Annotated in this window: 6 protein-coding genes; 1 reads left to right on the forward strand and 5 read right to left on the reverse strand. The window is 57.4% G+C overall.

Annotated elements, in window-relative coordinates; translation table 11 throughout:
• The 3 genes from EN750_RS06285 to EN750_RS06295 all read right to left on the reverse strand — a co-directional run.
• On the reverse strand, window positions 1-936 hold a 936-nt coding region (locus tag EN750_RS06285), incomplete at its 3' end, for a diaminobutyrate--2-oxoglutarate transaminase (protein ID WP_127395911.1).
• An 820-nt stretch (window positions 937-1,756) separates the two neighbouring features.
• A complete protein-coding gene (locus EN750_RS06290; protein WP_245482635.1) occupies window positions 1,757-2,680 on the reverse strand; it encodes an SPASM domain-containing protein in 924 nt (307 codons plus the stop codon).
• Window positions 2,681-3,649: 969 nt separating this feature from the next.
• On the reverse strand, window positions 3,650-4,393 hold the full coding sequence (locus tag EN750_RS06295) for a LuxR family transcriptional regulator (RefSeq protein WP_126080645.1): 744 nt from the start codon (window positions 4,391-4,393) through the stop codon (window positions 3,650-3,652).
• Between the two features lie 676 nt (window positions 4,394-5,069).
• Between EN750_RS06295 and EN750_RS06300 the strand changes: the two genes are divergently transcribed.
• The gene (locus EN750_RS06300) at window positions 5,070-6,872 is read left to right on the forward strand and encodes an ABC transporter ATP-binding protein (RefSeq protein WP_126080644.1); all 1,803 of its coding nucleotides are present in this window, start codon (window positions 5,070-5,072) and stop codon (window positions 6,870-6,872) included.
• 387 nt (window positions 6,873-7,259) lie between these two features.
• On the opposite strand, the gene EN750_RS06305 is transcribed toward EN750_RS06300, so the two are convergent.
• Both EN750_RS06305 and EN750_RS06310 read right to left on the reverse strand, forming a co-directional pair.
• Complete coding sequence (locus EN750_RS06305; RefSeq protein ID WP_245466458.1) at window positions 7,260-8,012, reverse strand: SDR family oxidoreductase; 753 nt, start codon at window positions 8,010-8,012, stop codon at window positions 7,260-7,262.
• Between the two features lie 1,559 nt (window positions 8,013-9,571).
• Window positions 9,572-10,383: ATP-grasp domain-containing protein (locus EN750_RS06310; RefSeq protein ID WP_127395912.1), on the reverse strand; the 812-nt coding region annotated here is incomplete at its 5' end.

Consider the following 10,383-nt stretch of genomic DNA (forward strand, 5'->3'; position numbering starts at 1 on the left):
CATCTTGCACATGGCTCCTGCCGTCACGAAGGCGAAATTGTTTCCTCTGAAGGTCCCGCTATGTTCTCCGGGCTTCCATATGTCCAAGTCGGGTCGAATCAGAACGATGGACAACGGACTACCTGAACCGCTTAGGGACTTAGAAAGACACACAATATCCGGTACGATTTTTGCAGACTCGAATGAGAAGAAGTCGCCAGTTCGGCCCGCACCTGCCTGGATGTCGTCGACGATAAAAACAATGCCATGCGTGCGGCAAATGCGCTGAATTTCCATGAGCCAAGCTGCAGATGCGGCGTTCATGCCGCCTTCCGCCTGGATGGTCTCCAGTATAATTGCGGCAGGCTTTTCTATGCCGCTCCCCGGGTCGCTCAAAACGTGGTCGATGTAACTGGCGGAATCGAAAGCTTGGCTCGAATAGCCGTCATAGGGAACACGGATCACATCGTGGCGAGCAACGCCTCCCAGTTCCCTGGTTGAGGCCGAGCCCGACACCGCTAGAGAGCCGAGCGACATGCCGTGAAACGCATTCGTAAAGGCCATGACGCTCGAGCGGCCGGTGTATTTTCGCGCCAGCGCCAGCGCCGCTTCGTTGGCGTTCGTGCCGGTCGGCCCGGGAAACTGAATCTTGTACGAAAGGCCTCTGGGTCTCAGGATCCAATCGACGAACCCTTCAATGAAGTCACGCTTTGCCGCCGTATGCATATCAAGCGACAGAAGAATGTTCTCACCGACGAGATATTCAATCGCAGGCGCCATGATATCCGGATTATTGTGCCCGTAATTGAGCGCCCCGGACCCGACGAGGAAGTCGATATATGCGTTACCGGTCTCGTCCCAGATGGTGGCCCCAAGCGCCCTCGCAAAGACCGCGGGAAACGACCGACCATAGCGACGAACGTTGGACTCATGGGCCGTGAAAGGGTCGGTGTTCATATTAAGTCCTCTGCACATAGGTCGTTCAAAGAAGAGAGCTGTTTAATGGCTAGTGGTTTGCGGTAGATGTTCGTCGTTTAACATTGAAAAGCAGAATGCCTGACGAAGCTTTGGTTGGTCGGTGATGCCAGGATCCTCATCGAATATTGTTGGGTTGCGTTGCCCTCCATTCGGATGCCTTCGGAGAATGTGCTGCAACAAGATGGCTTCTAAAGCTTCCGCGAAAGCACCGCTACTATGGCATCAGGTAGTTGACGTACCCATCCATCGCTACCCATAGCGCCTCCGGACAATGAATGGGTCCAAGGAGATCAGCAGGGTCGCGTCGCCAGAGGTTGTGTAGCTCGGCGGTAGCGAAGCCGCTCGCGAGCGCGCTCCTCAATAGCGCCGTAGCGAGCGAGCGGCTTTGCGGCGGTCACCGATATTCGCCGTTCAACCTCGGGCTGCGGACACCAACCTGATTCAAGAAACTATTTGATGACCGATGACACAGCGAAAGCCGCGCTCTCTTGGAGAAGACTGCGGATTCCGATCTCTTGCGCGAGATGATTGGCCCGAGCCGCCGGGTCAAGAGGGCGGGCCGCCGTGGGCGCCCTTGACGGAAAGCCCGTTAGTAGGCCAGGCGGAAGCAACCGGGAGACGTGCTGGCGAAGGGCCGCATCGATTTCGAGAACGTCCACTACCGCGACGGCAACCATCCCCGGCCGCAGCTGGGGCTGCTGCCTTCAGGCGAGTCGAAAAGGAGATCGTCCCAGAGGGTGAAGGCGTTGACGAGGTGGCCGTGAGTAAGCAATCAAGCGCTGATCGGGATCGACGAACGCTATTTCCGTCCGACCGAGGTTGACCTGTGATCGGCGTTACCCCAAGGCAGGCAGGCCGACAAGCTCGGTTGGAAGGCGAAGACCACTTTCGATGTGGTCGAGGCCCACTGCCGCGCCTCACGCGAAAACACGATGGCGTCGCGAGCAGGTGCATTTGTCGTGGGGCCATCCGCATTGCCAGGCACGCCCTCTCGGCCGGCATCCGCCCAGGTCCGGTCGTTTGGATCGGCGAATTCACACATTCTGCAAAGCAGAAAACCATCCGCTCCATTCATGCGGTCGACGATTTCGCGAAAAACTGGCTTTTCAAACAGATCGGAGTAACCCTCATATAGAAGGTTGCCCAATACGTGACTCCGTTCAAAATCCATGGAGCACAGGGTGACGTCGCCGTTTGGAAGAAGAACATTCCGATACTGTCGTTCGTCCACGCAGGTTAGGGCTCCGAGCACTGGCTGACGTGGTGCAACGATCTTAGGGTCGACGCTTCCACCCCTACTGCTCACCGGCCGCGCTTTTATCAGTGCTTCGGTAGGAATAATGTCGGCTATATCTGGGTGGGGCTCGCCCAAGGCCACGAATCGGATCAAGGGGATGTCCGCGTCGACGAGTTGACGAACCAGATCGCGATACTTGTCTCCGACCAGGCGGCTGTTCATGTAGGTGCCGTCATCGAAAACATGGACCACGAATACGCCCAAGCGCAAGGCTTGCAATCGCTGCAGGTCCTGCCCGTTCATTCCCACCAGCGTCGTAAAAATCCTGATGCCATGGCCTTTGGCGAAGGCGTGCTCCACCATTTCGGTGCAGTCCGGATTGAGCCAAGGTTCGGAGTATCCCGCAAAACCAATGTCGACGGAAGTCGGTACGCGGGCCAGACACCGCTTGAAATCTTCAAGACCCAGATGACTCGCATGAGACACTTTTCTTTGCCGGACCGCGAACTTGTCCTGGGGACAATATGAACATCCTACGACACATCCCGTGGTCGTCGTTATCTCCAAAACCCTGCCGGCTGTGTTTGCTGAGCGAAGTTCCGGTAAAATCACTGGTGATTACTCCCATCTACCTCCTGCGAAGCGCCACGATAGTGTACGTGTGCCTTTGGCTTTCTGACACCGCCTGTTGATCCACCGCGGCAACGCGGCCATCTACCCTTTTTCGCAGCCTAAGCCGACCGGTTCGCCGATTTGCCGGGCCGACTCTTCACAAACTTCCAGCGCGTCGGACCAGAGACAGCATTGCAATTTTCGAGGCATCACTCGCTCCGGAGATGTAGCCTCAATCGTCGATCGCTGGCCCGTCGCCGAGATGCGCGCGCAGCACCCTCGAACCCGCCGGAGAGAAGCTTTCTGGATGAGGTCGATCATCCCTTACGTCGAGCGAGTTCCGTGTTCTCATGCGGCTTAACCCTCACACTATATTGCCGCACCTCGACCAGCAAAGGCCGTGCCAGTGCCCTTGGCGCGCAGTTACTGCGTGATAGGCTTCGAAAAGCCCGACAGGCCCAAGACGCTCCGCTGTTTTGAACCCGACATGTTTTCTGACGGCTGTCAGATTTTGGACACACATCACTCATGCGTCAGTCGCTTAAGACAGAATGGCGTGCTGAGTTCTGCAAATTCGCTGAGAGCGGGCGGTCATGACAGGGTGGTGCTCAACGTCACCGATTCCCTGGAAGGAACGCCGCCATGATCAAGACGGAAAGTAAGACCGCCAGCGCTGCCGTCAAAGACATTCTGCTTTGAAACCCGGATAGATCGAACGAGGTGGGTGATGCAGGAGGTGCTCGAGGCCGAGATGGACGAGGCGCTGGGGCTTCGAAGAGCGAGCGCACGCCGGAGCTCTCGGCTATCACGCGCGCTACTACGGGCGGAGAACTAGCTGCGCACCTACGGCGGTTCGATAATCCCAAGTTTCAAAGCTTTTACAACAGCTACCGTTCTGCTGGTCGCATCCAACTTCCGCATTACATTTTTTAAATGGAAATCTATCGTATTTCGTGATCTGCCTAAAATAGTTCCTATTTCCCATGACGATTTTCCTTTCGACACCCAATCAATGCAATGTATTTCTCTCGGAGACAGGTTATGTACTCGTTCCGACGCAGTCGTAGTGTCGAACTTCGTAACCATCCGATGAAACCGCAGCGCGGCCATTTGCAGGTAGGTGATCGTTCTATTCTGCAATTCGCAGTCCGAGGATTGAGCAAAACTCACAAACCTAAAGCTGTCACCAGGGCCATGTAATGGGACGGTAACGCCTGACCTCAAGCCGAATGTTGCTGCTTCGTCCAAGACGCGGCGTCCATCTTCAGTTATGCTTTCATCGGTATACACCTCGCTCCATCGAAAGGGCCCCGCCTCCTTTCGACCTTTCTTGATGAGTGGGTCTATTTTGGCATAGCCCATTCTCGAGTAGCGCTCCTGCCATTCAGCAGGATAATTCCACATCACCACAGAACCCTCTCGGTTCGGCTTGAAAACCCCCTGTTTTGATGCGAGCGGGCCATAGGCAATCCACGGGCAATCGAACTTCAGCGCAAACGCAGACATCCGTTCGAACAACTGTTCGGATTGAGCGATATCATCAGTCATCTCGAGGAATAGGTCTAACTCCACCTGCGGGAGTTCCATGATGCCTCCTTCATTGCGTTCTCATCGGTGCAAAGTTTGCTCCAGCCCAGCCTCGCAACATCCGAAGTCAACGGGACTCGAGCCGGAGTTCCTTTCGCCACCTGGAGTACCCTCAAGAGTCGTGCCAGCTTGCGAGCGAAGCTTCTTCTTCAGGTCGTCAATCGACTGGGGGAGGTACCCAGGAGGCGAACCGAACAGCACTGTGTCGGGGAGCGCACAATCCGACAGTCGAGCATTCGATTGACGGAATATGGGCAGGAACGTATTCGCGGCGCGCTTTTGAAATCAGCACCTAAGTCCCGGGCCTGAGAAAGCTGCATGGCAACTGTACTTATTTGATCGAGGCAACGTGATGCACTCACTCCGCTTATCGGATGGAGAAAGAACAAGTTCACAATTCAATCGATACGTCGACCTTCTTTTCCAATCTCCCGAGCTGGGCAGCCGTAGCAAAAGTATTCGACTGGATCGCGGCTGACTTTCTCCAGGCTCGGTAACCTGCTGAATTTGTCCTTCGGATGTTCCCGCTCAGTTGGCACGACTTTTGAACATCACCGTCGTGAGGCGGCAGGAGCTGCCCGCCAAAATTGATGCTGTTATGGGGGAGGTCGAAAATTCTAGTTTTGTCTTTTAACGTCTTTGGGACCGAGCGTGTTGATGCGCCCGCTTGGAAACTATGAAACGTTTCCCCGTCCATGGACGCGGCGCCACTGGTCGCCACGTACTCGCCTTCACTGTCCGCCACTGGAGCCGGCAGCCGGTGCGGCTCGCGATCATCACGGCTGCGATGCTTGCCTCCACGCTGGCTGACGTGCTGATGCCGGTCTATTCAGGTCGTCTCATCGATGCTGTTGCAGGCGGCGCTGCTGTGGCAGCACCAGCCTGGCATTCGGCCCTTGCAGCCTTCTCTGTACCGATTGCGCTTGCGCTCGTTGCCATCGCCATGCGCCACATCGCCGTCATTGGCCTGAACGATCTTTTGCTGAAGATGATGTCCGATGTCGCGAACGAAGCGTTCTATCATGTCCAGCGCTTTTCGACAGACTGGCATGCGAACAGCTTCGCCGGCTCGACAGTGCGCAAGATAACGCGCGGCATGTGGGCGCTCGACCCTCTAAACAGCACAATATTGGTCGCGCTGTTCCCGTCCTTTATCATCTTGGTAGGTTCGACGGCGCTGCTCGGCTGGCACTGGCCGGTCATGGGCGTGATCTTTGCTTGCGGCTCTCTGATCTATCTAGCGTTTTCGATTTCGCTGTCGCTCAGCTATGTCGCGCCGGCGGCGAGCCTTGCCAACCAATGGGACACAAAGCTCGGCGGCGCGCTTGCGGACGCGGTCAGTTGCAACGCTGTGGTCAAAGGCTTCGGCGCCGAGGTTCGCGAAGACCAGCGGCTTGAAAATATCATGACCAAATGGCGGCACCGCGCGCGCCGGAGTTGGGTGCGCGGAACGATCGTCGACTCAACCCAAGGCGTCACTTTGGTTGCGCTCAGGGTGGCGGTGGTCGGATATGCCCTGCTTCTGTGGTCGCATGGACAGGCAACGCCGGGCGAGATAGCCTATGTTCTCACGTCCTTCATCGTCCTGAAGGGCTATCTGCGTGATGCCGGCATGCATGTCCGCACCGTGCAACGCTCGGTTAATGATATGGAAGAACTGGTGGCCATCCACAATCAGCAGCTGGATGTTGCGGATCGTCCAGAGGCCAAGCCGATCCGGATCACGACGGGCCGCATCGATTTCGAGAACGTCCACTTCCGTTACGCCAACCATCCCCTGCCGATCTATAGCCAATGTTCGCTGTCGATTGAGGCTGGCGAAAGGGTTGGGTTGGTTGGACCTTCCGGTTCCGGCAAGTCAACATTCGTGAAGCTCATCCAGAGACTCTACGACCTGAGCGGCGGCCGGATCCTGATAGACGGCCAGGACGTCTCCGAGGTGACCCAAGAGTCGCTCCGTTCGCAGATCGCGATCGTGCAGCAGGAGCCTATCCTGTTTCACAGGTCGCTTGCCGAGAACATCGCCTATGGCCGGCCTGGCGCGAGCCAGGCCGAAATCGAGCAAGCGGCACGGCTGGCCAGTGCGCATGACTTCATCGCGCCCCTGCCGAAGGGCTATGGGACATTGGTCGGCGAAAGAGGTTTGAAGCTCTCCGGCGGCGAGCGCCAGCGCGTGGCGATCGCGCGCGCCTTCCTGGCGAACGCGCCGATCCTTATTCTTGACGAGGCCACATCGAGCCTCGATTCGGAATCCGAGGTGCTCATTCAACAAGCGGTGGATCGGTTGATGGTGGGTCGAACCACACTCGTCATCGCACACCGGCTGTCGACGGTCCGCTCGCTCGATCGGCTGCTCGTCTTCGACCGTGGCCGCATCATGGAGGACGGCGATCATGCCGCGCTGATCGATCTCGATGGTGGCATTTACCGCCGCCTCTTCGAACGGCAGGCGTTGGAACTAGCGATGGGCCTGGCCTGAGCGCCAAGTATCAGGATCGAGTGCCCGACCGCGAGAGCGCCCATTCCCGGTACAAAATGTATCGCCGTCTCACGACATCCCAAATCTAGCCCGGTCGACGTATATTGGGAAGCACATGGAGGTGTCCGCTGAAACCGACTCCCATCCAAAAAAACATAAGGTACCGTCCATCATACTCCTGTTTCGCTTGCATTGCGCAGAACTTAAGCTCGTTAATTTTCGCTTAGAAAATTCTAGAACTATACTGCAAGAGATCCTCCGAAATCCTAGACCTCTTTCATACCGGGCACAACGCAAACGTTTCGCTCAGGTTGCAACCTAAGCTGTCAAACACCTTTTAAGAGAGCGGTGTCCAATGAAGTCCGGCTTGGCAAACCTGCGCAGGTTCTACTGTGGCAGACTGAGCTTCGCCATTCGGCCTCCATCGATCGTCCACACCTGACCGGTGATAAACGAGGATTCTGGCGAAGCCAGCCAGACTACGAGGTTCGCGACCTCCTCCGGCTTCCCCGTTCGCCCAATTGGATGGATATTACCGATCTGCTGGCGAAAGCGCTTGGGGTCCGGCATGCTCTCGATGAAATCCAAGTTCAGGTCGGTGTCGATCCAGCCAGGCGCGACAGCGTTGCAGCGCACACCTTCGGCGCCGTGGTCGATCGCAACCGCGCGGGTGAGACCGTGGAGACCAGCCTTGGAGGCGCAATAGGCCGCGTGTTTCGGGTTGGATCCCAGCCCCTCGATCGATCCGACATTCACGATCGCGCCGCCAGTGGACCGCAGGTGAGGCATCGCCGCCTTTATCAGCACGAATGGGGTGGTCAGATTTATGGCGATCGTCCTCTCCCAATCTGCTAGGCTCATATCTTCGACGAGCGCCTCCTGCATGACCCCGGCGTTGTTTACCAGGACATCGAGCCGTCCCGCCCGTTCGACAACCGCTTTGATAGCATGAGCCGCCTTGGTCGGAGCTGTGAAGTCGACCGAAATGGCCTCGAATTCCCGGTCCTCACCACGTTGAGCGGTGAACACGCGAGCGCCCTCGTCCCTTAGACGTCGCGCAGTCGCAAGACCGATGCCGCTACGCCCGCCCGTCACGAGAGCCACCTTACCTGCAAACCTTTTATCCAACTGCCTTTCCACCCTTCACTTCGACGAGCGACATGCATAGGCAGCGGGACATCGCGTGAGGCACGATGGTCTGGGCGATGCCACCGCCTCTGCGATCTGCCGAGCGGACTAGCTTGCCAAGCTCTGCCCCTATCCGCAGGATCGACGGGGAAGCGGTGAAGACGCTTCCCCGGTTCTGCTACCTCAAACCCAGATGCCATCCCGCTGATCGAGACCCGCGGCTTCCTTCCCCCCGCCGAAGTTCCCCCCGACGACTGGCTTCTGCAGCGGCGGAAGCGGAGTATTACATACTCAGGATCCGGCAAGCCGAGCCTTGCTTGTGTCATTCTAATCGTAAGCACCAGCAACTGCCCTGAGAATGCACAAAAGGTTTCGCTAGGGTTAAAACCAGTTTATGCCTCGCGCAGTCGTGCGCAAGCTGTTCGGACCTGCGACATCGCCTTATTTCGGAACCAGCTGGCGGTTTGGTGAGTACCGGCACACGGGCTCCTTGTCCGGGTGCAGCAGAACTCGTAGGCCTCCGTTGCCTTGCGCCAAGCTCCTGGAGTAATGCGGGCATGGCTGTTCTAAAACATCCCAGGACGTACCCCCGGGCCTCGTAGGCGTATGCGCGGTCTGCAATCAGGTCGATCGTTCGACGACCTTCGAACGATCGCAGCCCGTACGTCTCTATTTCGCGATAAGCCTCTGCTTGACAGCGCCTTGGCGGCAACCTCAGCTTTGAACGCGCTCTGTTGGGGTATGAATGCGGCCCACCGAGAGCGCTGGCTGGCGCTTGCCGAGTAAACTCTGCCATGCAGAATCTCAGTCTCCTGCGACTGGCAGCCAACCAGCTGGGCCGGTATTGATTCGGGCCTGGCCGAGCTCGACGCGGGTGAGATCGTTGAGCGGGCGATCTTGGCCGTGGAGCTGACGCTCGAGGAATTGCCGAACCCGCGCAAGACGACCTGGAGAGCGAGTATGCCAGGCTGGAAGTTAACAGGCTGCCCAGCAATTGAGGGGGACCCGACGGGTGCAACACCTGTTTTTTCTTCCAGGGGGAACTCGGCCCTGCTATGGCCGATCCTACCGCACGTCGCTGATCAGCGACCGGACTTTCGAGAAGCGGCAGTGCGCCTTTCGTCCGGTCAGCCTTTCTCCTGACGCAAACACATGCGGATCGCCGCGGACGGGGAAAGTCGTCCCGCGTCCCGTCCTGCGGCCTGCGCTTTGCTGACGCTCCTACGGCTGTCCCGTTCACCGCCCGAGGCAGGGGCGAATTTCCTCCGTCCTACGCACGACAACCGTCCGCTGTTGCGGACGCGCGCGGGACTGCCGGTTTCCCTGTTGGAGGGCCGACAGTCGCTGGCTCGGAGGTTAACCGGAAACGGGTGCGTCGAGGACCAGCGATCCTGTGCGCCATCCGCTGATCGTATGGCTCCCTGGCGGTTCTTCTTCGCTGCGCTAGCGCTTCAGCAGCTTCAACAATGATGCACGTCGGCTTCATCATCTTCAGCGGCTGGCGCTTGAACCCGGCAACACCACACGGTGGACACAAGCGCCGCTCCGCCAGGTAGCAAGGGAAATCGAACCTATGTAACCGACCACTCAATTAAGCCGACGGCCCGCTGAAGTATCGCCTCCGTCCGAGCGATGTCAGGCGAGCTGGCGGTCACATATCCGATTAAGTCTCGGTGATCGCCTCTCCTTTTGATCGTGGTGTTTGGTTCAAGGTAAAGCTTCACTTTGGCGACGCCAGGTACAGCAGCCGCCCGGCTGACGCCATCGATCCAATCGAGAACGCCGTCCCGTTCAGGAACTAGGAATTGCGCAGCAGCAGTTTCTGAACGGGTTCCGCGCAAATCGCCCTCATCGCCGATCACGAGTTTAATGTGCTCTCGGATAAGATTGATACCGCAAGCTAGCTCAACTAGCTCAACACCGGGCGAGCCCGACATACGCGGATTTACTTCAATGACGACCGGCCCATGTGCCGTCCACCTGAGTTCAACGTTGGTCGGACCCCAGTGAAGGTCGAGAGCCTGTAAACACCTCAGTGAAACATCGGCGATGCGCTCATCCTCTTCATTGGTAAGCAAGGCCGGATAGGCGCATCTATTATATACGAAATGCGGCGAGGGACCGAATTCGAGAGAGGCGATTCCAATGACGTCATCTCCCATCATCTCCACCCAATAATGAAAGCCTTTCACAAATTGTTCCACTAATATTCTTGCTGGGGACTGCCATGTACTCCACCTGCTTGATAGATAAGCAGTATGCTGGATTAGCTCCTCGCTACTGCCGCACAATCGGACCCCCTCGCTGCCGCCGGTGTCCGTGGCTGGTTTTACAATTACAGGAAAGCCGATTTTAGCGGCAGAGCTTACAACCTCGCTCGCAT

The sequence above is a fragment of the Mesorhizobium sp. M7A.F.Ca.ET.027.03.2.1 genome (assembly GCF_003999175.1).
Taxonomy (GTDB): Bacteria; Pseudomonadota; Alphaproteobacteria; order Rhizobiales; family Rhizobiaceae; genus Mesorhizobium.